We start from the raw sequence: 26,668 nt of genomic DNA, 5'->3' as shown, positions 1-26,668 counted from the left end.
TCCGGTGTGCCCGGCGAATCCCCCCTCGCAGCTGTCCGGTTGTTGCCGCCACCACGGCAGGCCCCTCAACAGAGCCCGGTGGAAACGAGAGTGAGAGCACATGAGGCATTCCCGCAAGCGTCCGCTGACGGTGTCGGCAGCCGCGCTCCTGCTGGCGGCGGCGACCGGATGCAGCAGCTCGGGCGGCAAGCAGGAGCAGGAGCGGACCTCGGTGGCCGGCCGTGCCGACACGCCACGCATGAAGATCGCGATGATCACCCACGCCCCGGCCGGCGACACGTTCTTCGACGTCATACGCAAGGGTGCGACGGCGGCCGCCGCCAAGGACAACGTCCGGCTCGTCTACTCGAACGCCGTCGAGGTGCCCAAGCAGGCCGCACTGATACAGAACGCCATCGACAGCAAGGTGGACGGCATCGCGGTGACGCTGCCGAACCCCACCGCGCTGGCGGGAGCTCTCAAGAAGGCCGAGGCCGCCGGAATCCCGGTGGTCGCCTTCAACGCCGGGGACGACGCCTGGCAGAAGACCAGCGCCATGATGTATTTCGGGGAACCCGAGGAGACGGCCGGCGAGAAGGCGGGCAGGGAGCTGAACAAGGCCGGTGCGAAGCACGCCCTGTGCGTGCTCCAGGCTCAGGGGCAGGTCCAACTGGAGGCGCGCTGCGCCGGCTTGGAGAAGACGTTCGAGGGGCGGACCGAGAAGCTCTACGCGAACGGCGAGGACATGGCCCAGTTCGTGTCGATCGTCACCGCCAAGCTCAGAACGGACCGCGCCATAGATGCCGTGGTCACCCTCAACTCGCCGCACGGCATCGCCGTGGCGAAGTCAGTGCGGGCTGCCGACGGTCCCGCCAAGGTGGCCACGTTCGGCCTCGGCAAGGATCTGATCCCCTCGCTGAAGGACGGCAGCGTCCTGTTCACCGTCGACCAGCAGCCGTACCTGCAGGGCTACGAGGCGATCGACACGCTGTGGCTGTACCGGACCAATGGGAACGTCCTCGGCGCGGACGAGACCGTGCCGACCGGACCGTACATCGTCACCAAGAAGAACGTGGCGCAGATCGCGGACTACGCCCGCAACGGAACCCGCTGAAGGGCCGTCGGCCCGCCCCGGACCTGGCCCAGCCGAGGACCGCGTCCCCCGCCTCGGTGCGGGCGGGCAGGGAGGGCCGCTAGCCCTCGTCGGGCGTGTTCAGCCAGGCGATGAGGGTGCGGCGGTCCAGGTAGGCGTAGTACGTGAATGTGCCGCTACCGCACCGGGCGGCCGCCTTCTTTGCCGCGTCCTTGGGAAACCAGCCGGCCTTGACCTCCGGAACCTCCGGGGTCCTGTCCGGCCGTCCGGCCGTGCACCCCTGAGGCAGCGCGCCGGAGGGCAGAGTCGCCTTGAGCTTCCGCTCCCGACCGGTCGTCGCCCAGTTCCATGAGATGTCCTTGGCTCCGTCGGGCAGCCAGCGAGGCATCGATTCGCGCGCGCTCTTCGCCTCCGCACCAGTATCGAACCTGTCCGCCCGCATGTGGTAGCCGCCGGTGAGCAAATGGGCCCCGACCACCATCACCGAAACGGCCACGACCAGCACACACACGGTGCCCATCAGAATGACAACTACCTTGCGGGTGCGCATAGCCATGGGTACGGAACCTTCTGTCTCGCCGTGCATCCGGCGGGAAGGGGAATCAACCACTCCAGTCTCTGCGCCACTACCCGCCCGAGCGTCCGTCCCGGGCAGGAATCGCACTGCGACTCCCGGATGATCAAAGCTCCGACGATCGTTACCGGTCCGCTCTCCCAGCCCGCACAAGGCCGCTGACGGGGACTCAGCCGGGACGGGCCGCTGTGGTGCGGCGGATGACGAACCGTGGGGGGACGACGATCTCCCGGTCCGGCACGTGCTCGCCGTCCAGCCGCGCGACCGCGCGCGCCACCGCCAGTTCGGCGATGCGCGCGGCGTCCTGGCCGACGGTGGTGAGGCTGACGTGGGACAGGCGCGCCAGCCGGCTGTCGTCGAAGCCGACGACGGAGATGTCGGCGGGTACCCGGACGCGGGAGCGGAGAAAGACGTCGAGTACGCCGGTGGCACAGTGGTCGTTGAAGGCGATGACGGCGGTGGGCCGAGGGCGGGTCGTGAGGACGTCGCGGGCGGCGGCGGCGCCTTCCTCCTCGGTCAGGCCGCCGGGCAGGACGTTGATGTGCTCGGCCAGTCCGTGGCGACGCATGGCGGTGCGGTAGCCACGGCGGCGGTCGGAGGCACCGGGGGCCTTGCCGCCGTCGATGTGCACGATGTCCTGGTGGCCGAGCTCCACGAGATGGTCCACGGCCAGACGGACGCCCTCGGCATCGGCGGTCCGTACGACATCCGCGGACGGCTCACGCAGCCGCCTCGCGACCGCGACGACGGGCAGTCGGCCGACGAGTTCGGCCAGTTGGGCGGCCGGAGCCTGCGGGCCGAGCAGGATCACGGCCTCGCAGCGGTCGGCCAGCAGCATCTCCACGGCCCGCTGCTCGCTGCGGCTCGGGGCCACCGCGCTCAGGGCGACGTCGTAACCGGCCTTCTCGGCAGCCGCGTAGATACCCTCCACGAGGTCGGAGTGGAACGGATTGTGCAGGCCGAACTGCACGCCGAGGAGCCGTGAGCGGCTGCGGCGCAGCATGCGGGCACGGGTGTCGGGCCGGTAGCCGATGTCCTTCGCCGCCTGCAGGACGCGCTCCCGGGTCTGGGCGCTGGCTCCCTTCGCGTCGCGCATGACGATGGAGACCAGCGCTGTGGAGACGCCTGCGTACGCGGCCACGTCGGCAAGCGTCGGCCGCTTCCCTTCCCGGGCTCCGGGGTGCTGCGCCACGTGGTCTCCCTGATCGAGCCGGTCCTGGTCGGCAAGGATAGAGCACACGCGCACCACCGAGACTAGAACGTTCTAGATTCGACGGTCCGAAATTGTTGACTTCGGGCGCCCGGTGATGCCGTACTGAGTGGGCGCATCTAGAACGTTCTAGTCCGAGGGGTCCGGTGAGGCAATGTTCCAACTGGCTGTGTGCGCCGAGATGGTGTTCACCGAGCTGCCGGCCGAGGAGCGGGTCCGCCGTATCCACGACCTCGGCTTCCAGGTCGAGATATGGGACTGGACGCGGCACGACATCGCGGTACTCGCCCGCACCGGGGCCGTGTTCTCGTCGATGACGGGGTACGTCCGCGGCACCCTCACCGACGAGGACGGTGCGGCCGAGCTGCTGCGCACCGCCGAAGAGTCGGTCGAGGTGGCTCAGCGGCTCGGCTGTCCCCGGCTGAACCTGCACGGCACCGGCCTTGACGGCAGAGGCCTGCCGGTGCGGCCGGTCCACAGGACCACCGGCCCCATGTGGGTTGCCGCGCACCGCACGCTGACACAGTTGGCCGACCTCGGCGAGCGTCACGGGGTCACCTTCGTGCTGGAGAACCTCAACACGGCCGTCGACCACCCCGGCGTGCCCTTCGCCAGAGCCGAGGACACGCTGGCCCTGGTCGAGGCCGTCGACCGGCCCGGTCTGCGGATGAACCTGGACCTCTACCACGCGCAGATCGGCGAGGGAAACCTCATCGAGCTGCTGCACCGCGCGGTCGGCTCCGGCCTCGTCGGCGAGATCCAGGTCGCGGACGTCCCCAGCCGCTGCGAGCCCGGAACCGGGGAGATCAACTACCCGCTGATCGCACGGGCGCTCGCGGACCTGGGCTACGAGGGCACCGTCGCGATGGAGGCATGGGCCTCCGGCGACGACACCGTCGCCCTGGAACGATTCCGCTCCGCCTTCCTGCGCTGACCACCCCGAGCGACCGTCAACACCACGGAGACCGTCATGACCAGCAGCACTTCCGGGCAGCCCGTCGCCATCGGACTCATCGGCGCCGGGCGGATGGGCGCCTTCCACGCGGAAAGTCTCGCCAGGCGCATCCCTGGAGCACGACTCGCCGCCGTCGCCGACCCCGTACCCGGTGTCGCACAGCGCCTCGCGGATCGGCTCGGCTGCCCGAATCCGGTGGCGGACATCGAACAGCTGCTGACCGTCCCGGAGATCGAGGCCGTGGTGGTCGCCACCCCCGCCCGAACCCACAGCGATCTCGTCGCGGCGGCGGCTTCCGCCGGCAAGGCCGTCTACTGCGAGAAGCCCATGGCGGTCACCCTGGACGGCGCCGACCGTGCCATCCGCGCGGCGCACGGGGCCGGCGTCCCGCTGCAGGTCGGCTTCAACCGTCGATACGACCGCGGGTTCCGCGCGGGACGCGATCTGATCACGTCCGGCGGCATCGGAACGCCCCAGCTGATGCGCTCACTCACCCGCGACCCGAAGCTGGCCGACCCGGCCACGATCCCGCCGTGGACGATCTTCCTGGAGACACTCATCCATGACTTCGACGCCCTGCGCTGGCTCAACCCGGGCGCCGAGGCCGTCGAGGTGTCCGCGATGGCCGACGCCCTGGTGCGCCCCGACTTCAAGGGCGGCGGCCTGCTCGACACCGCCGTGGTGACCATCCGTTTCGACAACGGCGCGATAGCCACCGCCGAGGCCAACTTCCAGGCGGTGTACGGCTACGACGTGCGGGGCGAGGTCTTCGGCTCGGCCGGTATGACGACCGTGGGCGACATACACCGCACCCACATGACCGCGTACGGCCCCGCAGGCGCGGCCGCCGAATGTGTGACGTACGACCAGGAACTCTTCCACGACGCCTACGTCGCCGAGCTGGCCGACTTCGCCGACTGCGTCCGCACGGGCCGCACCCCCCACGCCACCGGAGAGGACGCCAGGGCAGCACTCGTCATCGCCCTCGCGGCCATCCGGTCCGTCACCACAGGTGGCCCTGTCCGGACCCATGAGTTCGGCAACCGGTGAGCTCACCCCCGGACAGGCGTCAGCCCGGTGACCAGGATCGGGCACCGGGCTGACGTGGGGTTGCGTTGCTCCTCAGGGAGCGTCAGGGGCTCAGCCGCGTACGGACTCCAGCTCCCTGTCGTGGTCGGCGTGCGGGGCCGACGGGACGTCGCCCAGCTGCTTGTGCAGCTTCTCGCCCTCCACGTCGACGTTGGGGAGCAGGCGGTCGAGCCACTTCGGCAGCCACCACGCCGACTTGCCCAGGAGGGCGAGGACGGCGGGGACGATCGCCATGCGGACGACGAAGGCGTCGAAGAGGACGGCGATGGCCAGGCCGAAGCCCATCATCTTGATCATGTCGTCGTTCTCCAGGATGAAGCCGGAGAAGACGCTGATCATGATGACCGCCGCGGCGGCGACGACGCGTCCGCCGTGGGTGAAGCCGGTGACGACGGCCTCGCCGGGCCGCTCCCCGTGGACGTACGCCTCACGCATCCGCGTCACGAGGAAGACCTCGTAGTCCATCGCGAGACCGAAGACCACGCCGATCATGAAGATCGGCATCATGCTCATGATCGGGCCCGGCTGGTCCACGCCGACGATGTCGGCGAGCCAGCCCCACTGGAAGACCGCGACGACGGCGCCGAGCGCTGCGGCCACCGAGAGGAGGAAGCCGAGTGCCGCCTTGAGCGGTACGAGGACCGAGCGGAAGACCAGCATCAGGAGCAGGAAGGCCAGGCCGACGACGAGGCCCAGGTAGGGCAGGAGCGCGTCGTCCAGGGTCTGCGAGAAGTCGATGGTCATGGCGGTCGCGCCGGTGACCAGGACCTCGGATCCGGTCTTGTCCCCGAGTCCGTCGACGGTCGAGCGGATCGTCTTGACCGCTTCCTCGGTCTTGTGGTCGCTCGGACCGGTCTTCGGTACGACGTTGAAGATCGCGGTGTCGTCGTTCTTGTTGGCCTGCGCCGGCGTCACGGCCGCGACGCCGTCGATCTTGGCGATCTCCTTGCCGACCGTGTCGGCAGCGGCGGCGGCGCCCGCACCCTTGTCCTTGTCGACGGTGACCATCAGCGGGCCGTTGAAGCCCGCGCCGAAGGACTCGGACAGCATGTCGTACGCCTTGCGCTGCGTGGTGTCCGGCGCCGACGTGCCCTCGTCCGGAAGGCCGAGCTCCAGGCTCCCCATCGGTACGGCGGCGGTTCCGAGGCCGACCACGGCGAGCAGCAGCACCGGCAGCGGCCGGCGCAGCACGAAGCGCGCCCAGCGGGTGCCCAGCTTCGGCTTGGCGTTCGGGTCCCGCAGTTCGGACGCGGGCTTCTTGCGGTCCTTGCGGCGCAGCACCTTCTTGCCCGCGAAGCCGAGCAGCGCGGGGATCATGGTGAGGGCGATGAGGACGGCGATCGCGACGGTGCCCGCCGCGGCCAGGCCCATCTTGGTGAGGATCGGGATGTTGACGATCGCCAGGCCGGACAGCGCGACGATGACGGTGAGTCCGGCGAACACCACGGCGGAACCGGCGGTGCCGGTGGCGCGGCCCGCCGCGTCCTCCGGCTCGCGGCCGTCGGCTATCTCCGCTCGGTAACGGGAGACGATGAAGAGGGCGTAGTCGATGCCGACGGCGAGGCCGATCATCATCGCGAGCGTCGACGTCGTGGCCGAGAGGTCGAGGAGGCTGCCGAGCGCGGCGATGCCGGAGACCCCGATGCCCACGCCGATGATGGCGGTGAGGAGCGGCATGCCCGCGGCGATCATCGAGCCGAAGGTGATGATCAGGACGACCGCGGAGACCGCGATGCCGATGAGTTCGGCGGAGCCGCCCATCTCCTGCTCGGCCATGACCGCGTCGCCACCGGTCTCGACGGTGTAGCCCGTCTTACGGGTGTCGTCGGTGGCCTTGGTCAGCGCGTCGCGCGCCTTGTCCGTGAGCTCCTGGGCGTTGACCTTGTACGTGACGGACGCGTACGCGGTGGTGCCGTCCTTGCTGACGGCGTTCGCCTTGTACGGGTCGGCGACCTCGGAGACCTGCGGACCGGCGCCCAGTGTCTTGACCAGCTTCTCGACGTCGGCCTTGGGGCCGGACTCGGTCAGCTTCTCGCCCTCGGGGGCGCGGATGACGACGCGGGCCGTGGCGCCCTCGGCGCTGGCCGCGGGGAACTTCTCGTCGAGGAGGTCGAAGGCCTTCTGGGACTCCGTCCCCGGCATGGAGAAGGAGTCTTCGGGTGGTGCGGGTGCGGCGGACGCGGAGAATCCGACGCCGACCAGCAGCACCACCCACATCAATGCCACATAGCGGCGTCGCCGGAAGGCGAGGCGGCCCAGCTTGTAGAGGAATGTAGCCACGGCGAAAGAGACCCCCGTCGGGATTGGCAGGCAGGGTGACTGTGCCCGGCGTCACATCGGTGCACGTCAGGGCGGTCAGCAGGTTCCCCTCTAATATCCGGGCCGGATCGGCCGGGGAAGTCCGACTCTGAGTCGGACTATCGGCCCACGGGCGCTGTAGTGCCGTATGCACAGGGTCATCCTCGGGGAGGAGATGTGATCACCTCGTGTAGGCCCCCCGGAGAAGCCGGCCGTGCCGGAAGCCTTGACTCCGCACCATGGGCCAGTGGTTCCGGCATAAACAACTCGCCCTTATACCAGCCCAATAGAGGCGATAAGGTGGCGAGTCAGCTCTCAGATAGTTGTCATCACCATCCAGGAGAACTTTTCGTGACTCTCGCCATCGCGCCGTCTGAAGCCGCCGTCCCGCCCGCCGAGGTTCCCGACCCGGTGGCCCGGGACGCCCGCGAGTTCGGGGCCTACGCCCGGACCGGCGGCTGGGCCTTCGCCCTGAAGGTCGCGCGCAGTGTGCGGCCCGGCGGGCAGAGCCCTCAGGAGCAGGGCGCCGACGAGACGCCGAAGGTGTCGGCGAAGGAGTTCAGCGAGCTGGCGGGCTGCTCCGCCGAGCGCGTCATGCGCTACTACAAGGCTTGGGACAAGGCCGCCGACGACGGTCTCGTACCCCACTTCGAGACCCTCACGCCCGGCGTCGACATCGAACTCCCGGACGCCGACGCCTGGTTGACGTACTACTCGGCCCGGTCCAGTGCCCTCACCCCGCGCGGCAACGCGATCACGGAGGCCGCCGAGGCCGAGGGCATCCGCCCGACCAAGGCTCTGGAGGTCGCCGAGAACCCGACGGCGCTCAGGGCCGCGATCCTCGCCGACCCCGGCACCGCGGAAGCGGCGCGGAAGGCGCTGATGGACCGGCTCGACGATGACCCGGCGCTGCGCACGGAGCTCGTCCGTGACATCGTCCGCGCCGACGACCTCAAGAAGGCGGTCGCGGCCGAGGCCAAGGCGGGCGACCGGGTCGACTACGTACGCCAGATCGTCGACAAGGGGCAGGTCAAGACCCCGGCGGGCCAACTCATCGACGCGCCCGCCGAGCTGAAGGAGGAGGCCGAGCGGCATCTGTCCCTCATCGACGAGCTCGACGACGGCGAGGACTCCGGCGAGTGGGCCCGCGAGGCGTACGACACCGTGAAGGACCTGGTCGCCCAGACCGTCCAGAGCGATCCGCAGCTGCGGGTCCAGGAGCGCCGCGCGAAGTTCTACAACAGCCTGCAGAAGGCCACGAAGGTCTTCGAGGAGCTGACCTTCGACGACGCCGAGGTCGACGACATCTACGAGGACGACATGCTGCTGCGCCTCGAGGAGCTGCAGCAGTCGATCGCCGCGTGCATCTCGGCTCTGCAGGCCGCGACGGGGGGCTCGGCCGCCGCCGGTGCCGCGACCTCCGCTGCCGCTGCCGCCGCTTCCGATGCCGTCGCCGTCTTCGACGACATGCCCGCCTTCGACTCCACGCCCGCGCCCGCGCAGGACACCGACTGACGGCCGCGGACCCCCACTCCCCCGTACGTCCCGATGATGACCATGGGCCCCGCCCGTAGCCCTGGAGTCGTACGGCATGACCCATACGCGGAGGGATTCGCCGCACCGCGCACCGCTCGTAGCTTCTTGATCAACGTACGGAGACCGGCGTACGGAGTTGATCGAGAGGTCTTGGATCTATGCACGGCAAGGCATTCGCGCCCGAGTACCAGGGGGAACTGGGCTCGGCGCTCGGCGTGAACTCCTCCTACGAGGAGGTGCACGCGGCCGCGGGCCGCGCCCTCTCCCAGGCGGACACCGCCCTGGCGAGGGCGCGTGCCGCACTCGCCCTCGCCGAGGCGGGGCGGCGGCTCGGCCGGGTGGACGAGGCGCGCGCCGCCTGGCGGGAGAGTTACCGCAGCGCGCGGGGGGCGGGGGACGCGGGCGCCATGGCCTGGGCGCTGTGGAGCGGCGGCACGCTCGCCCGCCAGTGCGGGCAACTGCGGCTCGCCCGGCGGCTGCTTGCCTGGGGGGTCACGCTCGCGGCCGACAGCGGGGAACGGCTCGCCCATGGCTACGCGCTGGCCGGGCTCGCCGAGACGGGACGTATCCAGGGGGATTACGCGGCCGTCGCGGCGCTGCACGAGCAGTTGCTCGAACAGGGGCGGGCGCACGGCGAGGCGCGGCACATGGTGTGGGCGATGTCCGGCATAGCGCAGATGCGGCGCAACGCCGGCGACCACGCCGAGGCCCTCGAGCTGTTCACCGAGTGCGTCCGGATCGCGACCGACGCGCAGGACGCTCGGGGGCGCGCCTGGTCGCTGCGCGGGGTCGCCGACGTCCTGTCGCTGCGGGGCGAGGCGGAGCGGGCACTGGCCCTTCTGTCCGAGGCGGAGGTGATCTGCCGCGCCATGGATCTGGCGAGCGCACTCGCCTACAACCACAAGATGCGCGGCAACGTGCTCTACCGGGACGGGAGTTACGGCGCGGCGCGCGAGATGTACGCCATCGCGCTCGAGGAGTTCCGCACCATGCGGGAGCCGCGCGGCATGGCTCTCTCCCGACTCGGCCTGGTGAAGTCGCGCGCCCGGCTGGGCCGCGACCGGACCGAGACGCTGGCCGAACTCGACGGCCTCGAGCGGGACTTCACCCGGATCGGCCTGCGGCACGCCCGCGAGACGACCATCGCCTTCCGGGCGGAGATCGACGCGAAGGCAGGCGCTGCGGCGGGTGCGGAGTTCAGCTCGGCGACGCGTCGGTGACCTGGGCGGGATCCGTGCCCTCGGTGCCCTCCGTCAGCGTGACGCGGATCCCCACCGTCCCGCCGAGACCGCGCCGGAGCCTGCTGCCGAGCAGGGTCAGCCTGCCCATCAGGCCGTACTTGCGGGTGATGAGGGTGCGGTAGCGGGCCGTCCGTTCGGCGTCGCAGATCTCGGCGGTGGCGGGGATCTGCTCGCCGGTGGGGTTGCCCCGCGCATCGCAGGGGCCGACCAGGACGTCGGCGCGGTTGCGGATCCGCTTGGCCTTCCAGGAGTCCGCGACCGTCCAGACACCCAGCGCCGTGCCGTCCTGGACCACCCAGACCGGGGTCGGCGCCAGGGTGCCGTTCTTGCGGTAGCTGCTGACCAGCAGATACTTCCCCGCGCCGAGCCGCTTCGCCGTCGCGTCGTCCATGTCACGCTCCAGAACTCTGCGCCGGCCCCCATGCGCGCCGACGTCGGGTGCGCGATCTTACGCGCGACGGCGGGTGGCCACGGCCTCGAACAGGGTCCAGCCGTCCAGCTCCCGGACGGCGGGATCGTCGGGTGCCCAGCCCTGGGCCAGCGCCGCGTCGAGCAGGGCCCTGGCGGTGCCGGGCTCGTGCAGGTTGAGGAATCCGCCGCCTTCGGTGCCGACCGCCCCGGAGTGCAGATGCCCGTCGGGGACGAACCGGCCGGGGCCCTCCCGGAAGAGCACACGCAGCCGCCCACTGGCCCGAAACCGCCTGACGGCGAGCACTTCGCAGCAGTCCTCGTACCGTCCGTCGCCCAGCGCGTGGTGCGTGTGCCCCAGCGTCCACAGGTAGACGTTCCCGTCGACGACCAGGCGCCGGGCCTTCTTCTCGCTGCGCGACATGCGCGGATCGTAGCCGCCCGGTGCGTAGCCGCCCCGTCCGCCGTCAGCGCGGCCACTCCGGGGCCGGGTCCTCGTCGAGCAGCGGCCGCAGGGCGCCCAGAACGGCGCCGACGCACACGTCGCGCAGTTCGGTACGCGTACAGGTCTCCTCGGTGAGCCAGTCCACGCACAGCACCTGGACGAAGACCAGCCAGCTCTTCAGGACGCCCGACACGGCCCGCCTGGTGGCATCGTCGGCGAGCGGGAGCACGCCGAGCAACCGCTCGCGCAGGGCGTCGAGTTCGTCGGCCATGATCGTCTGGACCAGGCGGTCGCCCGCCAGGACCCGGTTCGCCGCGAGGACGGTGTTGCGGTTCTCCGCGAAGTACTCGATATGCGCGTCCAGGCCCTCGACGAGCTGCTCGACGAGGGTGTCCGCGGGGTCGAACCGGGACTTGGCCAGCAGTTGCTCGGACACCTCCTTGTAGAGCGCGGCGAAGAGGTCACGCTTGTTGGGGAAGTGCTGGTAGAGCAGCGCGCGGGAGACTCCGGCGTGCTCGGCGACGCTCTCCATCAGCACGTCGTCGTACGGGTGCGCCGCGAAGAGCCGCGCGGCGACGGCGAGGAGCTGGGCGCGGCGATCGGCGGGACTGAGTCGCTGACGGGGAGGCACGACCGCAGCATACTTGACACATGTCTAGTAGTGTCCCCTAGCCTGCCTGATAGATATGTGTCTACTAGTGGCAGGGGCGGTAAGTCATGACCAGAGCCAAGGCGCTCCGCGGGCTCGTACTCGTGATGGGGTACGCGTGCGTGGCGATCGGCCTCTTCCACGTACTGCTCGGAAACGCCTCGATCCCGGGCGAGAGCTCGGCCGGGCCGACGATCGACAGTCTCGGGCGGTTCTTCGGCGCGATCTTCGCCGGGTACGGCCTCGCCTGGCTCTGGGCGGCCCGGCAGTCGCCGATCCCCGCGGCGGCGGTGCGGGTACTGACCGGGGTGTTCCTGCTGGGCGCGATCGGGCGGCTGCTTTCGCTGGCCGTGGAGGGGTGGCCGCACGCGTTCCAGGTGATGCTGACCGTCGTCGAACTGGTCGTCTCGCCGCTGCTCTTCTGGCTCGCGGACGCCGAGGAGAAGGCGCTTCAGGGCGCCCGGGTCACCCCGGCAGCGCCGCCGTCGCCCTGAGCAGGTCCCGCACCAGCTCGAAGTCGATGCTCTCCGGCTTGCGGAACCGCAGGCAGCCCTTGCCCATGTCGTGTCCGGCGAGACGCTCCTCGAAGGCCTCGCGCACCTCGCCGCGCAGAAGGTAGAAGGAGACGTACTGCTTCTGGCTCGCGAAGGCGATCTCGGCGGTGCCGCCACGCTCGTACGCGGGCATCCCGTACGCCATGACCTCGTCGAAGCCCGGCAGCTCCGCCAGGCAGAGCTGCCGCAGCCTCGTCAGGGCGGCCCTGTGCCCGTCGGGCACCTCGGCCAGATAGCCGGTGACGTCTTGAGCCGCGCTCTGCACCATTCCCCGAGGGTAGGCCGAGACGCCCCGGCGGGCGTGCCCGGCCATGCCGGTTTGTATCCTCGGCAGGCAGTACGGAAGCCCCGGTGCCAGTACGGGCCGCGCCACCAGCAGTGAGAGGACACACCCATGACCACCGAGCTGAGCGCCGACGCCCTGAGCGGGCTCCGCGAGCGGGCCCTGCGGGACTACGAGGCCCTTGTCGCCCGCGGGCTCAAGCTCGACCTCACGCGCGGCAAGCCGGCGCCCGAGCAGCTCGACCTCTCCGACGACCTGCTGAGCCTGCCGGGCGGGCGGCACACCGCCGCCGACGGCACGGACGTACGCAATTACGGCGGTCTGCAGGGCCTGCCCGAGCTGCGGGAGATCTTCGCCGGTGTGCTGCAGGTGCCCGCCGGGCAGCTGCTCGCGCTCGGCAACTCCAGCCTGGAGCTGATGCACGACTGCCTGGTGCACGCCCTGCTCGGCGTGGTGCCGGGGGCGGAGTCCCGCTGGGTGGAGCAGGAGCGGATCGCGTTCCTGTGTCCGGTGCCCGGCTACGACCGCCACTTCGCGCTCTGCCAGCGCTTCGGGATCGACATGATCCCGGTGCCGATGACGGCCGATGGCCCGGACATGGATGTCGTGGAGCGCCTCGTCGCCGAGAACCCGGCGGTCAAGGGCATCTGGTGCGTCCCGAAGTACAGCAACCCCGACGGTGTCACGTACAGCGACGAGACCGTGGCGCGCCTGGCCCGCATGGAGACCGCCGCACCGGACTTCCGGATCTTCTGGGACAACGCGTACGCCGCCCACCACCTCACCGACGAGCCCGCCGAGATCGCCGATCTGCTCGCCGCCTGCGCGGACGCGGGCCACGCCGACCGCGCGTTCGTGTTCGGCTCCACCTCGAAGGTCACCGCCGCGGGCGCGGGTGTCGCCTTCTTCGGCTCGTCCCCGGCGAACGTGCAGTGGCTGCTCGCCAACAACGCCAAGCGGTCGATCGGCCCGGACAAGATCAACCAGCTGCGGCACGTCCTGTTCCTGCGGAACGCCGACGGTGTGCGCGCCCACATGGAGCGGCAGCGCGCCCTGCTCCAGCCGAAGTTCGAGACGGTTGCCCGGATCCTGGACGCCGAGCTCGGCTCCACCGGCCTGGCCCGGTGGACCGACCCCAAGGGCGGCTACTTCGTCACCCTCGAGGTGCCGGACGGCTGCGCGAAGGAGGTCGTGCGCCGTGCCGCCGACGCCGGCATCGTGCTGACCCCGGCCGGCGCCACCCACCCGTACGGGGAGGACCCGCGCGACGCCACCATCCGCATCGCGCCCAGCTACCCGGGCCTCGCGGAGCTGGAGCAGGCCATCGAGGGCCTGACCGTGTGCGTGCGGCTCGTGGGGTACGAGAAGCAGGCGAGCTAGGTCGTCCGCCGGACGGCGACATCCCTGGTCGGCGGTCGTCGACCGGCATCGACTTGAAAACCGTGTTCATTTAGCATGGGGGCTCCACCCGGCACCGTTCCGCCAAGGAGCCCCCATGAGCCATGCCCGGACGGCGGCACCGCCGGCCGCGCGGGACACCCGTGCCGCCGAGCGGGGCCTGCGCAGGACGCGGCAGCGCACCGCCGTCCTCGAGACGCTGGGCCGCTGCCAGGACTTCGTCTCCGCGCAGGAGCTGCACGCCCTGATGACCGCCTCCGGCAGCGCGGTCGGGCTGACCACGGTCTACCGCACCCTGCGCGAGCTGGGCCGCGCGGGACTCGTCGACGTCGTACGCGACGAAGGCGGCGAGCGGCTGTATCTGCAGCGGCCCACGGACGAGCACGGCCACTACCTGATCTGCCGCTGCTGCGGCCGCAGTCAGCCGGTCGACGCCGAGGTCGTGGAGCGGTGGGCCGAGCGCCTCGGCGAGAGCACCGGCTTCGCCGGGCTCGAGCACACCCTCGAACTGAGCGGCGTCTGCGCCCGCTGCCAGGCGGCCGATGAGACCACTCCGTGCCGTCAGTCGCCGACCAGGGATACTGCGGCCATGAACGCGCGTACAGACGAGCCGCCGGTGTCGCTGCCCGCCCCGGCCTGGGCCCTGCGGGCCGCCGAGCCCACGGACGTCGAGGTGATCGCCGAGCTGCGGGCGACGGTGATGCGCCCGGATCTGGAGCGGCTCGGCCGGTTCGACGCCTGCCGGGTGCGCCAGCGGCTGCGGGACTCCTTCTCGCCCCGGCACACCTCGGTCATCGTCGCCGACGGCGCCTTCGCGGGCTGCGTCACGCTGCGTCCCGACGATGACGGGCAGTGGCTCGAGCACTTCTATCTCGACCCCGCCCTCCAGGGCCGGGGCCTCGGCTCCGCCGTCCTGCGGTCGCTGCTCGAGCGGACCGACGCCGCCGGCGACCTCGTCCGCCTGAACGTCCTGCAAGGCAGCGCCGCAAGGCGGCTGTACGAACGCCACGGGTTCAGCGTCGAGGAGCAGGATCCGATCGACGTCTACATGGTGCGCCGGCCGGGTGCTCAGCGGCCTCTGCAATCCGGGTGACGGCCTCGGTGAGGGTCTCCGGGGAGCAGGCGAAGTTGAGCCGGGCGTGGCCGATGCCCGAAGTGCCGTAGCGGTGGCCCGCGTTGAGGGCGACGCGGGCGGTGTCGAGGATGTGGGCGGCGGGGTCGTCGCCCCAGCCGAGGGCGCGGAAGTCCAGCCAGGCCAGGAAACCGGCCTCGGGCCGCCGGTGGCGGACGGCGGGGAGCAGCTCCGCGAGGAGGTCGTCCAGGAGCCCGCGGTTGTGGTCGAGGATGTCCAGGGCGTCGGCGAGCCAGGGGCCGCCCTCGTCGAACGCGGCCACCGTGGCCAGGACGCCCAGGTGGCCGGTGCGGTAGAGCGAATGCGGCGAGAGCCGGTCGACGTAGCGCTGCGGTGCGGGGTCGGCGGTGATGACGGTGGCCGCCTTCAGCCCGGCCAGGTTCCAGCCCTTGCTGGCCGACAGGAAGGCGAACCCCCGGCGTCGCGCCGCGTCCGACACGGACAGGAAGGGGACGAACCGGGCTCCGGGGAGCACGAGCGGCGCGTGGATCTCGTCGGACAGGACGTACACGCCGTACCGGTCGGCCAGTTCGGCGAGCGCCGCCAGGTCGTCGCGCCGGTGCACCAGGCCCATGGGATTGTGCGGGTTGCACAGGAGGTACGCCGTGGCTCCCGCCGAGAAGGCGCGCTCCAGGGCGTCCAGGTCGAGGCACCATCCGTGCGGCCCGTCCACCGGCGGCGCCTCGACGACGTGGGCGCCGACCTCCCGTATCCACCAGGAGAACGGTTCGTACACGGGCGGGCTGATCACCACGCCGTCCCCCGGTCCTGTGACGCGGCGCAGAACCTCGACGATGCCCATCCCTACGTCGGCGACGGTGCGCACGCCGTCGGGGTCGATGTCCCATTGCCAGGCGCGCCGGGCGTAGCGCGCGACCGCCTCCGCGAGGTCGCGGGTCGGCGCCGCGTATCCGGTGTCCGAGCGGTCGATCGCCGCACGGAGGACCTCGGCCACGGGTTCGGCCAGCGGGAAGTCCATCTCCGCGACGGGGAGGGGCAGTACGTCGTCCGGGAAGGTCCGCCACTTCGCGCTGCGGCGCTCGCGCAGCCGCGCGACGGGGTCGATGGGGAGGTGTTCCGTGCGCATGGTGGTGAACTCCTGGTGTGGTGAAGCGCGTTCGAGTGGGGACGGAAGGAGGAGGGGGGGAGGGCGCCGTAGCCACGTGGCGGCGTCACATCTCGATCATCGGCTCGGCCGCGATCTTCCCGCTTCCGATAAATTGACGGCTTGTGTCGAACATCCGCCACTCCCCTCGCGCGAGAACCCGCCTGCTCCCGCTGGCCGCGGGCGCGGAGGTCGACGCGCACCGGCACGACGAGCACCAGATCGTGTACGCGGGCCGCGGCGTCCTGTCCGTCACCACCGACACGGGCAGCTGGATCGCCCCCGCCACCCGCGCCATCTGGATCCCGGCCGGCACGGTCCACGAACATCGCGCCTACGGCGCCACCGACCTCCACCTGGTCGGCCTTCCGGTCCCGGACAATCCGCTGCGGCTTGACCGCCCCGCCGTCATCGAGGTCGCCCCGCTGCTCCGCGAGCTGATCATCGAGTACACCCGGCGGCCCGAAACCGAGGCCACCGCGGCGCCGACCGCCGAACGGCTCCGGCTGCGGGCCGTCCTGCTCGACCAGCTCCGCCACTCCCCCCAGCGGCCCGTCCACGTACCCGCCGCCAAGGATCCCCGCCTGGCCGACGTGTGCGCCCTCCTGCGCGACGACCCTGCCGACCGCCGGACCCTGGCCCAGCTCGGCTCCGTGGCCGGGGTCGGCGAGCGCACCCTGACCCGGCTCTTCCGGTCCGAACTCGGCATGAGCTTCCCGCAGTGGCGCACCCAGTTGCGCCTGCACCACGCGCTGCGGCTGCTGGCCGAGGGCGCGCCGGTCACCGTCGTCGCGCAGCGCTGCGGATGGGCGTCCAGCAGCGCCTTCATCGACGTGTTCCGCCGGGCCTTCGGGCACACACCGGGTACGCACCGCGCGCAGCGTTGAGACCTTCGAGCCGCTCAGGACCACGCGCCGGCCGCCGCGGCGGCCTTGGCGAACCGGGCGAAGGGGCTCGGCTCCCGCCCGAGCACGCGCCGCACCCCGTCATGGAGATGCGCGTACTCCCCGCGCCTGAGCGCCTCGAAGGTCTCCAGCGACCAGCCGAGCTGGTCATCGCCGACGCCCGCCGCGTGCATCTGCGCCGTCCATTCCCCGGCGGGGATGTCGCGGTAGCCGACGCTCCGTCCCGTCTCGGCGCCGATCGTCGCAAGGACGTCGGGGAAGGTGAGGGCCTGCGGCCCGGACAGGTCGTACGTCTGTCCCGCGTGGCCGTCGCCGGTCAGGACTGTCGCGGCCACCTCCGCGATGTCGGCGACATCGATGTACGCGCAGCGGGGGCCCGGCCGCGGACCCAGCGGCAGCCGCAGCTCGCCCGTGCGCACGGCCTGCGGGTAGGGCGCGGCGGCAAGGTTCTGCTGGAAGGCCCCCGGTCGCAGGATCGTCCAGTCGACGGCGGCGGCCCTGACCGGTTCCTCGCGCGAGAGCATCGGCGCGCTGCCGTACCCGGCGCTGAGCCCGGACAGCAGCACCAGCCGGCGCACTCCGGCCGCTTCGGCGCGGGCGACGAAGGAGGCAATGTTCTCCGCGCGGAATGCAGGGTCCATCGGCGTCACGACGTACACGCCGTCGACGCCGTCGAGCACCGGCCCCCAGCCGCGCGGTGCGTCCCAGTCGAAACGCACATCACCCGACCGGGAGGCGCCTCGCACCCGGTGGCCGCGGCCGCGCAGTCCCCCGGCGACCAGGCTGCCGGTCTTGCCGGTCGCGCCGAGGACGAGGAAGGTCCGCGCTGTGTCGGTTGCCGTGTCAGGAGAAGAAGAGATGTGGTCCATGGCGTCCAGCCAAGTCCACGGAAGCCGCCCGGACCATGGGCGCCCCTCTCGCTTCCCTTCGTGATCGTCTACGCTCCGCGCGTGGATCCGATGACCGACCTGCTGCGCGGCGTCCGGGCGAACGGCGCCGTCCTGCGCCAGTCGATGACCGCTCCCCCGTGGTGCTGGGCCAACGCCGACGCCGCCCCGTTGTCGCTGTACGTGCTGCTGCGCGGTGACGCGTGGGTCGTCCCGGACCGCGCCGAACCCCGGCAACTGTCGGCCGGGGACATCGCGATCGTCCGCGGCCCCCACCCGCACCGGGTCGCCGACGCACCCGACACCCCGCCCCAGGTGACGATCCACGCGGCGCGGCACTGCACCGGCGTGACCGACGGCCGTCCCGTCCCGGAGGCCGAAAGCCCCCGGCTGGGGCCGCGTCTTTTCGGCGAGGCACACGATGCGCCGGTCTCGTTGGTGACCGGCGCCTATGACGGGGGCGGCGACGTCGGGCGGCTTCTGCTCGACGCCCTGCCCGACGTGTGCGTGGTGCCCGCCCGGCCGGACGGCCCTTCCACCGCCCTGACCCTGCTCACCGAGGAGCTGGCCGTCAGCCGCCCGGGGCAGCAGCTCGTCCTTGACCGGCTCCTGGACCTGCTGCTCGTGAGCGCGATGCGGGAGTGGTTCGAACGGCCGGAGGCGCGGGCCCCCGCCTGGTACCGGGCCCTGGGCGACCCGGTCGCCGGGCCCGCGCTCCGCGCCATGCACCGCGATCCCGTACGGGCATGGGCCGTTGCCGACCTGGCCGCCGAGGCGGGGGTGTCCCGCGCGGCGTTCGCACGCCGCTTCACCGAGGCCGTGGGCACACCGCCCCTGGCCTACCTGACGCGCCGGCGGATGGATCTCGCCGCGGACCTGCTGCGACGGCCCGGGACGACCGTGTCCGCGGCCGCCCGCCGGGTCGGCTACACCAACGCCTTCGCCTTCAGCACGGCGTTCAAACGGACCCACGGGGTCAGCCCGGGCAGCCTGGTCGCCGACACCCCCGAGGAAGCCGGCACCCCCGAGGAACCTGGCCTCGTCACGCCCTGACCGCTGTCGTACGGAAGCGCGCCGCGTACGCCGACGGTGTCGTCCCCAAGTGCCGTGCGAAGGCCCTGCGCAGTGTCTCGTCGCTGCCGAGGCCGCTGCGCTCGGCCGCGTCCGTGACACTGGAGCCCCGTTCGAGCAGCATGCGGGCGGCCTCGAAGCGGAGGGACTCCACGTACGCGGCCGGGGTGGTGCCGAGCTGCCGGTTGAAGAGGCGGGTCAGGTGGCGGGGGCTGACCGCGGCCTTCGCGGCCAGGGCGGCGAGGCGGTGGTCGGCCGCCGGGTCGGCGGCGATCGCGTCCAGGAGCGGGCGGAGCACCGGGTGGCTGGTCGCCGGGGTGCGCGAGGCGGCGGAGAACTGGGACTGCCCGCCCGGCCGTTGCAGGAAGACGACGAGGTCACGGGCGACCCGGCGGGCGAGGTCGGGGCCGTGGTCCTGCTCGGCCAGGGCCAGACACACGTCGATGCCCGCGGTGACCCCGGCCGACGTGAAGACCGGGCCGTCCTGGACGTAGATGGCATCCGCCGTCACGTCGGTGTCCGGGTACAGCCGGGCGAGCCGCGCCGCGTGCTCCCAATGCGTCGTCGCCCGGCGCCCGCGCAGCAGCCCCGCGGCGGCGAGCACGAACGCCCCCGTGCACACGGAGGCCAACCGCCCTGCCCTGTCGGCCAGTTGGCCGACCAGCTCGATGAGTTCGGCCCGTCCCGCGAACGTGACGTGTTCGGCGTGGCCCGGCACGATCAGGGTGTCCGCGCGGCGCACATCGGCCGCGGCCAGGTCGGCCGCGATGCGCAGTCCGGTCGAGGTCGTGACGTCCTGGCCGTCGGGGGTGCAGACCCGCACCACGTAACCGCCGCCGGTGTAGCGGGCGGCGGTGGCGAAGACCTCCAGCGGTGCGGCGACGTCGAGCAGGCGTACGCCGTCGAAGGCGAGGACGTACACGTGGTGAGGGCGGGGTCGGCCCGGCTGCTGCGGCACGGGTTCACCGTAGCCGGAGAGCGTGTCCAGATGTGTGGGGTACCTGTCCGCAGGGACATGGCCGTGGGGTGTGCGTCGCGAGCAGGCTGGATCCCACCGGACGCCGAGGTGTTCCGGTGTCCCGCCCACCGCCGAAGACAGGAGCACCACCATGACCGCCACCGATACCTTCACCGTCGCCGGGGTCCGCGTCCCCGACACCGCGCTCGCCGCCGCGGCCACCGAACTGGTGCGGGACACGACGAGCGAACTGCTCTACCACCACTCCCGCCGCGTCTTCTGGTTCGGCAGCCTGCAGGGCGGGCGACGCGAGCTGAGCTTCGATCCCGAACTGCTCTACATCGGGGCGATGTTCCACGACCTGGGCCTGGGCGAGCGGTTCCACGGCAGCGGCCGCCGCTTCGAGGTGGACGGCGCGGACGAGGCGCGGCGCTTCCTGCGCGGGCACGGTGTCCCCGAGGACAGCGTGCGCCGGGTGTGGACGGCCATCGCCCTCCACACGACGCCGGGCATCCCCGAGTTCATGGAGCCGGAGGTCGCGCTGGTCACCGCCGGAGTCGAGTACGACGTCCTGGGCATCGGCTACGACGACCTGACCGCCGACGACCGTGCCGCGATCACCGCGCTGCACCCCCGCCCCGACTTCAAGCGGCGCATCCTGGAGGCGTTCACCGAGGGTGTCGCGCCCAAGCCGGAGACCACCTTCGGCAATGTGAAGGCCGATGTCCTCGCGCACTTCGTCCCCGGCCACGCCCGCGGCGACTTCGTCGACGTGATCCGGAACTCCCCTTGGTCGGAGTGACCGGTTGATCGGAGTGACCCGAAGTGTCAACCCAGGGTTGACGGTCGAAGGGCTGTCAACCTACGGTTGACACATGACGCAGCCCTCGCACCCCATCCGTCTCGACGACCTGATCGACGCCATCAAGAAGGTCCACACCGACGCCCTCGACCAGCTCACCGACGCCGTCATCGCCGCGGATCACCTCGGCGACGTCGCCGACCATCTCATCGGCCACTTCGTGGACCAGGCCCGGCGCTCGGGCGCCTCCTGGACGGACATCGGCAAGAGCATGGGAGTCACCCGGCAGGCCGCCCAGAAGAGGTTCGTGCCCAAGGATCCCGGCGAGGCGTCGGATCTCGATCCCGGGCAGGGATTCAGCCGCTTCACCGAGCGGGCCAGGAAGGTGGTCATGGCCTCGCAGGAGGAGGCGCGGGCCGGAGGCAACGCCGAGATCGGCACCGCGCATCTCGCGCTCGGCCTGCTGACCGAACCGGACGCGCTCGCCGCGCAGGCGATCGTCGCCCAGGGCGTGGCGCTCGACGCCGTACGCGAAAGTCTCACCGAGGCCCTGCCGCCGGCGGTCGGCGAGGTGCCCGACCTCATCCCGTACGACGCGCCCGCACGGAAGGTCCTCGAACTCACCTTCCGTGAGGCGCTGCGCCTCGGCCACAACTACATCGGTACGGAGCACCTGTTGCTCGCGCTGCTCGAGGCGGAGGACGGAGCGGGCGCGCTCACGGGCCTTGGCATCGACAAGGCGGCCGCCGAGGCGAACATCGTCCAGGCCGTGGAGGCGATCCGCGCGGCCCGCGAACAGGCCTGACGCGACCGGCCGTTCAGGCCCGCTCCTCCCGTTCGGCTGCGGCGAGCACCCGCGCCGCCTCCCGCACGGCCGCCGCGTTCGCCTTGCCCTGCCGGGAGCCCGCGAGCTTCGCCTTGATGTGGTCGCGCACGAGGATCGGTTCGTAGGCCAGTGAGTCGGCGGCGTCCAGATGGCTGGGCAGGGTGGAGATGACCGCGTCGACATTGCCGTCGTGGAAGTACGCGACGGAGCGCCGCCGGACGATGCCGCCGTCGACGATCGGCGGCTTGACGCGGTGCAGCGTGGACATCCAGCGGTCGTTGGTGAGCCGGGCGGTCAGATCGCCGAGGTTGACCAGGAGCGCGCCGTCGACGGGGGTGACGTCGTGCCAGACCTGGTCGGTCCCGAGCACCTGCAGCCCGGCGATCTGGTCCGCCCACAACACGGTGACCAGGCCGAAGTCGGTGTGCTCACTCATGCCGATCAGGTCACCGTCGAGGGCGACGGTGCCTTCCGGCAGCGCGTAGTTGTTCATGCGCAGTACGTCGATGGAGTGGTCGGTGAGCGCCTCGAAGAAGTCGGGCCGCTCCCCCAGGGCGTCGGCGAAGATCCGGGTGAGGGTGCGGGCCACCCGGCCCGCCTGCTCGAAGTAGCCCCGCACCGCCGGTTCGAAGCCGGGGACCTCGGCGGGCCAGATGTTGAGCCCGTAGTCGTCCTCGGACAGGTCGAGTTCGGGGAACGAGCGGGCTTCCGTGCCGATGTTGAAGGCCTCGAAGAAGTCGTTCATGCGCGCGGCGGACTCGACGCCGAGGCTCAGGCTGAGCGATTCACTCTTCGGTGGGCTGTAGCCGCGGTTCGCCCCGGCGACCCGGTAGGCCTTCTTCTCCGATAGGGGCAGCCCGAAGAAGCCGTCCACGGCGCCGGTCAGGCCGTCCAGGGTCGCGTCGGGGATGCCGTGGCCGAGGATCTGGACGAAGCCGACGCGGGCGCAGGCGTCGTCGATCTCCCGTGCCACACGGGCCCGTTCGGCCTCCTGGCCGCCGTCCACCACGTACGGAGCGATGTCGATGACGGGCACCGCGAACGGCCTGGAGGGCTCAGTCGTGGACCGGGACATGGGCGGCTCCTGTCGTGGGCGTCGACGTGATGCTAGGGGGGCGGGGACGTCGGCGCGGCGACATCGGCGCGGGGGCATCGGCGCGGGGGCATCGGCGCGGAGACGTCGGCTCGGACACGATCTACCGCGCGTCACGCCCCGGCCCGTTCGGCCTCCACCCTGCGCAGCCGCTCGGAGTCGCAGACGCGGGGGCAGGTTCCGCACGCTTCGGCCGCCGGGATCGTGTAGTAGAGGCAGCAGCCCAGACGTGTCCGGGTGGGGTGGCGCATCCCGTCACGGGTCGTCAGATGCCGGAAGGCGGCGCCGCCAGGGAAGGGCGCGACGGGCCCGGGGAGCAGCGCGTCTACGGCCCGCAGCGACTCCTCCTCCTGGCCGAGCATCCGCCCCACGTACCAGATCCCGGAGATCAGGTCGTCACCGGCCATGCCCCACAACGCCCGTGGTCCGCGCCGCAGTTGAGGGCCGATCGCGTCGAGCAGCGGCCGCATGTGGGCGACCACCGCCGCGCGCAGTTCGGTGCGCAGCGACTCCTCGTCCGGCAGCACCCGGACGCCGGGGAGTCCGGCGGCCGGGTCGTCGGGGAAGCAGGCGAAGGAGCCGGGGACGACCTCGAAGGCCCCGGTCGCCAGGTCGACCCGCACGTCCTCGGGCCGGACGCGCGGCACGCGCCGCTCCAGGTACCAGGCGCCGCTCATCAGCAGCGAGACGGACCAGAGGTAGTCGTGCAGCGCGCGGGACGCCGCGACGTCCGGCCGTGGCGTGTGGGCGTGGCCCGCGCGGATCCGGTCGGCCTCGGCCGCCACAAAGGCCGCGAGCGCCTCCGGATGTTCCGCCAACTCCGCGCCGGTGAGCCACCCTTGACGTGCCGTGGAGTCACGTTTCGCGACCGTGACCGCGAGCGTCTCGCACCGCGCGGCGAGCCGCCGGTAGGTCGCGGCGATCAGGGTGGCGGGGCTCAGGACGGCGGGGCTCAGGACGGCGGGGCTCAGGACGGCGGGGCTCGGCGCGGTGGCGGTCGGCGCCATCACCGGGGCCACGGTCAGCGGCACTCGTACTCCTCGGAGGGCAGGAACATCGGTCGCACGCCGGAACTGATCCGCGAGCAACAAGGCAAGGCTTACCTTATTTTTCCGCGCTGCGCCTCCTTTTGCGCGGTGCGCCCCCCATGTCACCGCCACAGGTAACAAGTCATTCACAGTGAGTTGACAACCTTAGGTATACCTAACCTAAACTCCACCCCCGTGTCCAAGATCGATCGGGGTGCCCCACCAGGCAACCTCTCCGCACGGCGGATCCCTCTGCTCCTCGCCGGATTCGGCGCGTTGGTGCTGTGTGCCGCGCTGAGCCTGGCCCTCGGGTCACGCCCGGTGCCGCTGTCCACAGTGGCCGACGCCCTCTTCGGCGACGCCCACGGAAGGGACGCGATCGTGGTCACGGGGCTGCGGCTGCCGCGCACCGTCGTCGCGCTCGCGGTGGGCGCCGCCCTCGGCGTGGCCGGAGCGGTCGCCCAGGGCATCACCCGCAACCCGCTCGCCTCACCGACCACGCTCGGCATCAACGCGGGCGCGGGCTTCGCGGTCGTCGTCGCGATCTACGCCCTTCATCTCACCCAGCCCATCGAGTACTTGTGGTTCGCCTTCGCCGGAGCCGCCGGGGCCGGAATGCTGGCGCAGCTCCTTGCCCGCCGGGCCGGCGATCTCGACCCGGTGCGGCTCGCCCTCGGCGGTGTGGTCCTGCAGATGGTGCTCCTCTCCTGGACCCAGGCCGTGATGCTGGCCAGCGAACGCACCCTGGACGAGGCGCGCTTCTGGCTCGCGGGATCGCTGTCCGGGCGCACCCTCGACGTGCTCTGGCCGGTGCTTCCCACCCTCGTCATCGGTCTGGTCATCGCCCTCGCGATCTCGCCCGCCCTCAACGCCCTCGCCCTGGGCGACGATTCGGCACAGGCGCTCGGCGTGCCCGTCGCCAGGATCCGGGTGGTCGGCGGCATCGCGGTCGTGCTGCTCGCCGGTTCGGCGGTCGCGGTCGCCGGCCCCGTCGCCTTCATCGGGCTCGCCGCCCCGCACCTGGTGCGGCTCGCGGTCGGCTCCGACCACCGGCTGCTCGTGCCGGGCTGCCTCATCGCCGGGCCGCTGCTCCTGCTCGCCGCCGATGTGCTCGGCCGGGTCGTCGTACGCCCCTCCGAACTCGAGGTCGGCATCGTCAGCGCCTTCCTCGGCGCACCGCTGCTCGCGGTCCTCGCCCGGAAGGTGGCCCGATGACCGTCCTCGCCGTACGTGACGTCAAGGCCGCGCCGACCGGGGCGCGGGCCAGGCAGCGGCGCCGCATCACGCTGCTCGCCGTCCCCGGCATCGCCGTCCTCTTCGTCCTCGTCACACTCGCCCTCACCACCGGGCAGATGCCGCTGTCCGCCTCCGTCGCGCTGCGCGGCCTCGTCGGTCTCGGCGACCCCGGTGACGTCCTCGTCGTACAGGAATTCCGGGCGCCCCGGATGACCGCCGCGGTCATCGCCGGCGTCGGGCTCGGGATCGCCGGGTCGCTGCTGCAGCGGGTGTTCCGCAATCCCCTCGCCTCACCGGACGTGATGGGCGTGACCGGCGGCGCCTCCTTCGGCGCCGTCGTGCTCCTCGCCACCGGGGCCTCGCAGACGCTCATCCCGGTGGCCGCGCTCGGCGGCGGGATGCTCGCCGCGCTGCTGCTCGGGGTGTTCGGCTGGCGCTCGGGGCTCACCGTCACCCGGCTCGTGCTCGTCGGCCTCGCCGTCCAGGCGGGCCTGGCCGCCGCCGTGAACCTCATGGTCGTGCGCTTCCCCGCCGAACTCGCGAGCTCCGCCCTGCAGTGGACCACCGGATCGCTCTACGGGCGGAACTGGACCGAGGTGTGGGCCGCCGGGGGCACGATGGCGCTCGCGCTCATGGCCGCCTTCGGCCTGCAGCGACGGCTCGCCGTCCTGGACCTGGGCGACGAGTCGGCGGGCGGCCTCGGCCTGAACACGTCCGCCTCGCGGCTCCAACTCCTGGTCACCGCCATCGTCCTGGCCTCGCTGGCCGCCGCGCTCACCGGCCCCGTGGCGTTCGTCGCGCTCGCGGTCCCGCACCTGGTGCGGTTCGTCGCGGGCCCGCCGACGCCCGGGACGCTCGCACTCACCGGTCTGACGGGAGCGATCCTGCTGCTCGCGTCGGACCTGATCGTCCAACATCTGCTGCCGGTCTCCGGGCTTCCGGTCGGCGTGGTCACCGCGACGCTCGGCGCCCCCTGGCTCCTTGTGCTGATGATCCGACAGAGCAGGCCCGTCAACCGGAGTGCCGCATGAGCCCCACCCAGACGTCCACGCGGACGTCCCCCGCCAACCAGCTCTCCACGCACGGCCTCGACCTGCGCTACGGCGAGAAGGTCGTCGTCGGCGGCCTCGACGTCACCCTGCCCGGCGGCGCCGTCACCGCGATCGTCGGCCCCAACGCCTGCGGCAAGTCCACCCTGCTCAGAGGCCTGACGCGGCTGCTCGCCCCGGCCGGCGGCAGTGTCGCCCTGGACGGCGCCGACATCCACCGCATGTCGGCGCGGGCGCTGGCCCGCCGGATGGGTCTGCTGCCGCAGCAGCCGGTCACGCCCGACGCCATCACCGTCGAAGCGCTCGTACGCCTGGGCCGCTACCCCCACCAGACCTTCCTCAGCCCCTGGTCCAAGGCCGACCAGGCCGCGGTGGACGAGGCGTTGGAGCGCACCGGCACCTCCGAGCTGCGCGACCAGTCCGTGGACCGGCTCTCCGGCGGTCAGCGCCAGCGCGCCTGGATCGCCCTCGCACTGGCCCAGGACACCGAGTTGCTGCTCCTGGACGAGCCGACCACCTTCCTCGATCTGCGGCACCAGCTCGACGTACTCGACCTGGTGGCCGATCTGCACGCCGAGGCGGGCCGCACCGTGGTGATGGTGCTGCACGACCTCGGGCAGGCCGCCCGGTACGCGGACCATCTGGTCGTCCTCAAGGACGGCCGCCTTGCCGCCGCCGGGGCGCCCGCCGACGTACTCGACGCCGACCTCGTCAAGGACGTGTTCGACGTCGACTGCCGGGTCATCCCCGACCCGGAGACCGGCACCCCGCTGGTCGTGCCGAAGGGCAGAGCCGCCCGGCACACCTCGGACGACGATCCGGCCGTCCCCGCCTGATCGTCCCGTTCGTCCCGTTCATCCCGTC

The 26,668-nt window shown here is 71.8% G+C and carries 27 protein-coding genes and 1 pseudogene; 16 read left to right on the top strand and 12 right to left on the bottom strand.

Annotated elements, in window-relative coordinates:
* Positions 1-100 precede the first annotated feature (100 nt).
* Positions 101-1,093, top strand: a complete 993-nt coding sequence (locus E2651_RS05010) for a substrate-binding domain-containing protein (protein ID WP_135329754.1) — start codon at positions 101-103, stop codon at positions 1,091-1,093.
* Positions 1,094-1,172: 79 nt separating this feature from the next.
* On the opposite strand, the gene E2651_RS05005 is transcribed toward E2651_RS05010, so the two are convergent.
* Both E2651_RS05005 and E2651_RS05000 read right to left on the bottom strand, forming a co-directional pair.
* Positions 1,173-1,628, bottom strand: coding sequence for a hypothetical protein (locus E2651_RS05005; RefSeq protein WP_135329753.1), 456 nt, complete (start codon positions 1,626-1,628; stop codon positions 1,173-1,175).
* Between the two features lie 187 nt (positions 1,629-1,815).
* The gene (locus E2651_RS05000) at positions 1,816-2,838 is read right to left on the bottom strand and encodes a LacI family DNA-binding transcriptional regulator (protein ID WP_135329752.1); all 1,023 of its coding nucleotides are present in this window, start codon (positions 2,836-2,838) and stop codon (positions 1,816-1,818) included.
* 172 nt (positions 2,839-3,010) lie between these two features.
* Between E2651_RS05000 and E2651_RS04995 the strand changes: the two genes are divergently transcribed.
* Both E2651_RS04995 and E2651_RS04990 read left to right on the top strand, forming a co-directional pair.
* Positions 3,011-3,790: a TIM barrel protein gene (locus tag E2651_RS04995; RefSeq protein ID WP_135329751.1), complete on the top strand. Its 780-nt coding sequence runs from the start codon at positions 3,011-3,013 to the stop codon at positions 3,788-3,790.
* Positions 3,791-3,826: 36 nt separating this feature from the next.
* Entirely contained in the window at positions 3,827-4,861 is a 1,035-nt protein-coding gene (locus tag E2651_RS04990) for a Gfo/Idh/MocA family oxidoreductase (RefSeq protein ID WP_135329750.1), read from the top strand.
* A gap of 90 nt (positions 4,862-4,951) precedes the next feature.
* Here E2651_RS04990 and E2651_RS04985 read toward each other — a convergent pair whose 3' ends face one another.
* Positions 4,952-7,180, bottom strand: coding sequence for an MMPL family transporter (locus E2651_RS04985; protein WP_135329749.1), 2,229 nt, complete (start codon positions 7,178-7,180; stop codon positions 4,952-4,954).
* A gap of 369 nt (positions 7,181-7,549) precedes the next feature.
* On the opposite strand from E2651_RS04985, the gene E2651_RS04980 reads away from it, so the two are divergent.
* Both E2651_RS04980 and E2651_RS04975 read left to right on the top strand, forming a co-directional pair.
* The gene (locus E2651_RS04980; protein WP_245238580.1) at positions 7,550-8,713 is read left to right on the top strand and encodes a hypothetical protein; all 1,164 of its coding nucleotides are present in this window, start codon (positions 7,550-7,552) and stop codon (positions 8,711-8,713) included.
* A gap of 179 nt (positions 8,714-8,892) precedes the next feature.
* Positions 8,893-9,954 (top strand): tetratricopeptide repeat protein, encoded by a 1,062-nt coding sequence (locus E2651_RS04975; protein ID WP_135329748.1) that lies wholly within the window; start codon positions 8,893-8,895, stop codon positions 9,952-9,954.
* Here E2651_RS04975 and E2651_RS04970 read toward each other — a convergent pair.
* The 3 genes from E2651_RS04970 to E2651_RS04960 are packed head-to-tail and all read right to left on the bottom strand — an operon-like array spanning position 9,932 to position 11,459.
* Positions 9,932-10,366 carry a PPOX class F420-dependent oxidoreductase gene (locus E2651_RS04970; RefSeq protein WP_135329747.1) on the bottom strand — a complete coding sequence of 145 codons (435 nt, stop codon included), beginning with the start codon at positions 10,364-10,366 and terminating at the stop codon, positions 9,932-9,934. The two genes, E2651_RS04975 and E2651_RS04970, sit on opposite strands and share 23 nt — an antisense overlap.
* A gap of 57 nt (positions 10,367-10,423) precedes the next feature.
* The gene (locus tag E2651_RS04965; protein WP_135329746.1) at positions 10,424-10,807 is read right to left on the bottom strand and encodes a hypothetical protein; all 384 of its coding nucleotides are present in this window, start codon (positions 10,805-10,807) and stop codon (positions 10,424-10,426) included.
* Between the two features lie 43 nt (positions 10,808-10,850).
* Positions 10,851-11,459, bottom strand: coding sequence for a TetR/AcrR family transcriptional regulator (locus E2651_RS04960; RefSeq protein ID WP_135329745.1), 609 nt, complete (start codon positions 11,457-11,459; stop codon positions 10,851-10,853).
* 86 nt (positions 11,460-11,545) lie between these two features.
* On the opposite strand from E2651_RS04960, the gene E2651_RS04955 reads away from it, so the two are divergent.
* The gene (locus E2651_RS04955; protein ID WP_135329744.1) at positions 11,546-11,971 is read left to right on the top strand and encodes a DUF4345 domain-containing protein; all 426 of its coding nucleotides are present in this window, start codon (positions 11,546-11,548) and stop codon (positions 11,969-11,971) included.
* Here E2651_RS04955 and E2651_RS04950 read toward each other — a convergent pair.
* Positions 11,943-12,299: a DUF1801 domain-containing protein gene (locus E2651_RS04950; protein WP_135329743.1), complete on the bottom strand. Its 357-nt coding sequence runs from the start codon at positions 12,297-12,299 to the stop codon at positions 11,943-11,945. The two genes, E2651_RS04955 and E2651_RS04950, sit on opposite strands and share 29 nt — an antisense overlap.
* A 126-nt stretch (positions 12,300-12,425) precedes the next feature.
* Here E2651_RS04950 and E2651_RS04945 point away from each other — a divergent pair, with 126 nt between their 5' ends.
* The 3 genes and pseudogenes from E2651_RS04945 (at position 12,426) to E2651_RS04935 (ending at position 14,805) form a co-directional block, all read left to right on the top strand.
* A complete protein-coding gene (locus E2651_RS04945; protein ID WP_135329742.1) occupies positions 12,426-13,694 on the top strand; it encodes an aminotransferase class I/II-fold pyridoxal phosphate-dependent enzyme in 1,269 nt (422 codons plus the stop codon).
* Positions 13,695-13,809: 115 nt separating this feature from the next.
* Positions 13,810-14,211: pseudogene (locus E2651_RS04940) on the top strand (transcriptional repressor); the annotation flags it as partial.
* 90 nt (positions 14,212-14,301) lie between these two features.
* On the top strand, positions 14,302-14,805 hold the full coding sequence (locus E2651_RS04935; RefSeq protein WP_135329772.1) for a GNAT family N-acetyltransferase: 504 nt from the start codon (positions 14,302-14,304) through the stop codon (positions 14,803-14,805).
* Here the strand turns inward: E2651_RS04935 and E2651_RS04930 are convergent.
* On the bottom strand, positions 14,726-15,931 hold the full coding sequence (locus tag E2651_RS04930; protein WP_135329741.1) for an aminotransferase class I/II-fold pyridoxal phosphate-dependent enzyme: 1,206 nt from the start codon (positions 15,929-15,931) through the stop codon (positions 14,726-14,728). The genes E2651_RS04935 and E2651_RS04930 overlap by 80 nt on opposite strands.
* A gap of 143 nt (positions 15,932-16,074) precedes the next feature.
* Between E2651_RS04930 and E2651_RS04925 the strand changes: the two genes are divergently transcribed.
* Positions 16,075-16,836 (top strand): helix-turn-helix transcriptional regulator, encoded by a 762-nt coding sequence (locus E2651_RS04925; protein WP_135329740.1) that lies wholly within the window; start codon positions 16,075-16,077, stop codon positions 16,834-16,836.
* Between the two features lie 14 nt (positions 16,837-16,850).
* Here E2651_RS04925 and E2651_RS04920 read toward each other — a convergent pair whose 3' ends face one another.
* Complete coding sequence (locus E2651_RS04920; RefSeq protein WP_135329739.1) at positions 16,851-17,723, bottom strand: NAD(P)H-binding protein; 873 nt, start codon at positions 17,721-17,723, stop codon at positions 16,851-16,853.
* A gap of 90 nt (positions 17,724-17,813) precedes the next feature.
* Here E2651_RS04920 and E2651_RS04915 point away from each other — a divergent pair, with 90 nt between their 5' ends.
* Positions 17,814-18,794 carry an AraC family transcriptional regulator gene (locus E2651_RS04915; RefSeq protein WP_348541606.1) on the top strand — a complete coding sequence of 327 codons (981 nt, stop codon included), beginning with the start codon at positions 17,814-17,816 and terminating at the stop codon, positions 18,792-18,794.
* Here the strand turns inward: E2651_RS04915 and E2651_RS04910 are convergent.
* Positions 18,784-19,770, bottom strand: coding sequence for a DJ-1/PfpI family protein (locus tag E2651_RS04910; protein ID WP_245238579.1), 987 nt, complete (start codon positions 19,768-19,770; stop codon positions 18,784-18,786). The genes E2651_RS04915 and E2651_RS04910 overlap by 11 nt on opposite strands.
* A 151-nt stretch (positions 19,771-19,921) precedes the next feature.
* Between E2651_RS04910 and E2651_RS04905 the strand changes: the two genes are divergently transcribed.
* Complete coding sequence (locus E2651_RS04905; protein ID WP_135329737.1) at positions 19,922-20,572, top strand: HD domain-containing protein; 651 nt, start codon at positions 19,922-19,924, stop codon at positions 20,570-20,572.
* Positions 20,573-20,645: 73 nt separating this feature from the next.
* Entirely contained in the window at positions 20,646-21,377 is a 732-nt protein-coding gene (locus E2651_RS04900; protein WP_135329736.1) for a Clp protease N-terminal domain-containing protein, read from the top strand.
* 13 nt (positions 21,378-21,390) lie between these two features.
* On the opposite strand, the gene E2651_RS04895 is transcribed toward E2651_RS04900, so the two are convergent.
* Together E2651_RS04895 and E2651_RS04890 are read right to left on the bottom strand one after the other, a co-directional pair.
* The gene (locus E2651_RS04895) at positions 21,391-22,473 is read right to left on the bottom strand and encodes a 2-oxoglutarate and iron-dependent oxygenase domain-containing protein (protein ID WP_135329735.1); all 1,083 of its coding nucleotides are present in this window, start codon (positions 22,471-22,473) and stop codon (positions 21,391-21,393) included.
* Positions 22,474-22,604: 131 nt separating this feature from the next.
* A complete protein-coding gene (locus E2651_RS04890) occupies positions 22,605-23,522 on the bottom strand; it encodes a (2Fe-2S)-binding protein (RefSeq protein WP_245238578.1) in 918 nt (305 codons plus the stop codon).
* Between the two features lie 192 nt (positions 23,523-23,714).
* Between E2651_RS04890 and E2651_RS04885 the strand changes: the two genes are divergently transcribed.
* The 3 genes from E2651_RS04885 to E2651_RS04875 are packed head-to-tail and all read left to right on the top strand — an operon-like array spanning position 23,715 to position 26,640.
* Positions 23,715-24,734 carry an iron chelate uptake ABC transporter family permease subunit gene (locus E2651_RS04885; RefSeq protein ID WP_245238577.1) on the top strand — a complete coding sequence of 340 codons (1,020 nt, stop codon included), beginning with the start codon at positions 23,715-23,717 and terminating at the stop codon, positions 24,732-24,734.
* Positions 24,731-25,786, top strand: coding sequence for an iron ABC transporter permease (locus E2651_RS04880; RefSeq protein WP_135329734.1), 1,056 nt, complete (start codon positions 24,731-24,733; stop codon positions 25,784-25,786). The genes E2651_RS04885 and E2651_RS04880 overlap by 4 nt, the downstream gene beginning before the upstream one ends.
* On the top strand, positions 25,783-26,640 hold the full coding sequence (locus tag E2651_RS04875) for an ABC transporter ATP-binding protein (protein WP_135329733.1): 858 nt from the start codon (positions 25,783-25,785) through the stop codon (positions 26,638-26,640). Before E2651_RS04880 ends, E2651_RS04875 begins: the two co-directional genes overlap by 4 nt.
* Positions 26,641-26,668 lie beyond the last annotated feature (28 nt).

It is taken from the genome of Streptomyces sp. MZ04, from assembly GCF_004684775.1.
Taxonomy (GTDB): Bacteria; Actinomycetota; Actinomycetes; order Streptomycetales; family Streptomycetaceae; genus Streptomyces.
Note: the sequence above shows the minus strand (reverse complement) of the source record. Positions and strands in the feature narration are given on the sequence as shown.

What these genes read in the sequence shown, in the direction of transcription:
- E2651_RS04920 (WP_135329739.1), bottom strand. Translation starts at nt 17,723, where the DNA reads ATGGACCACATCTCTTCTTCTCCTGACACGGCAACCGACACAGCGCGG.
- E2651_RS04965 (WP_135329746.1), bottom strand. Translation starts at nt 10,807, where the DNA reads ATGTCGCGCAGCGAGAAGAAGGCCCGGCGCCTGGTCGTCGACGGGAAC.
- E2651_RS04875 (WP_135329733.1), top strand. Translation starts at nt 25,783, where the DNA reads ATGAGCCCCACCCAGACGTCCACGCGGACGTCCCCCGCCAACCAGCTC.
- E2651_RS04970 (WP_135329747.1), bottom strand. Translation starts at nt 10,366, where the DNA reads ATGGACGACGCGACGGCGAAGCGGCTCGGCGCGGGGAAGTATCTGCTG.
- E2651_RS04900 (WP_135329736.1), top strand. Translation starts at nt 20,646, where the DNA reads ATGACGCAGCCCTCGCACCCCATCCGTCTCGACGACCTGATCGACGCC.
- E2651_RS04975 (WP_135329748.1), top strand. Translation starts at nt 8,893, where the DNA reads ATGCACGGCAAGGCATTCGCGCCCGAGTACCAGGGGGAACTGGGCTCG.
- E2651_RS04990 (WP_135329750.1), top strand. Translation starts at nt 3,827, where the DNA reads ATGACCAGCAGCACTTCCGGGCAGCCCGTCGCCATCGGACTCATCGGC.
- E2651_RS04950 (WP_135329743.1), bottom strand. Translation starts at nt 12,299, where the DNA reads ATGGTGCAGAGCGCGGCTCAAGACGTCACCGGCTATCTGGCCGAGGTG.
- E2651_RS05010 (WP_135329754.1), top strand. Translation starts at nt 101, where the DNA reads ATGAGGCATTCCCGCAAGCGTCCGCTGACGGTGTCGGCAGCCGCGCTC.
- E2651_RS04955 (WP_135329744.1), top strand. Translation starts at nt 11,546, where the DNA reads ATGACCAGAGCCAAGGCGCTCCGCGGGCTCGTACTCGTGATGGGGTAC.
- E2651_RS04880 (WP_135329734.1), top strand. Translation starts at nt 24,731, where the DNA reads ATGACCGTCCTCGCCGTACGTGACGTCAAGGCCGCGCCGACCGGGGCG.
- E2651_RS05005 (WP_135329753.1), bottom strand. Translation starts at nt 1,628, where the DNA reads ATGGCTATGCGCACCCGCAAGGTAGTTGTCATTCTGATGGGCACCGTG.
- E2651_RS04935 (WP_135329772.1), top strand. Translation starts at nt 14,302, where the DNA reads ATGAACGCGCGTACAGACGAGCCGCCGGTGTCGCTGCCCGCCCCGGCC.
- E2651_RS04995 (WP_135329751.1), top strand. Translation starts at nt 3,011, where the DNA reads ATGTTCCAACTGGCTGTGTGCGCCGAGATGGTGTTCACCGAGCTGCCG.
- E2651_RS04945 (WP_135329742.1), top strand. Translation starts at nt 12,426, where the DNA reads ATGACCACCGAGCTGAGCGCCGACGCCCTGAGCGGGCTCCGCGAGCGG.
- E2651_RS04905 (WP_135329737.1), top strand. Translation starts at nt 19,922, where the DNA reads ATGACCGCCACCGATACCTTCACCGTCGCCGGGGTCCGCGTCCCCGAC.
- E2651_RS04895 (WP_135329735.1), bottom strand. Translation starts at nt 22,473, where the DNA reads ATGTCCCGGTCCACGACTGAGCCCTCCAGGCCGTTCGCGGTGCCCGTC.
- E2651_RS04930 (WP_135329741.1), bottom strand. Translation starts at nt 15,931, where the DNA reads ATGCGCACGGAACACCTCCCCATCGACCCCGTCGCGCGGCTGCGCGAG.
- E2651_RS04915 (WP_348541606.1), top strand. Translation starts at nt 17,814, where the DNA reads ATGACCGACCTGCTGCGCGGCGTCCGGGCGAACGGCGCCGTCCTGCGC.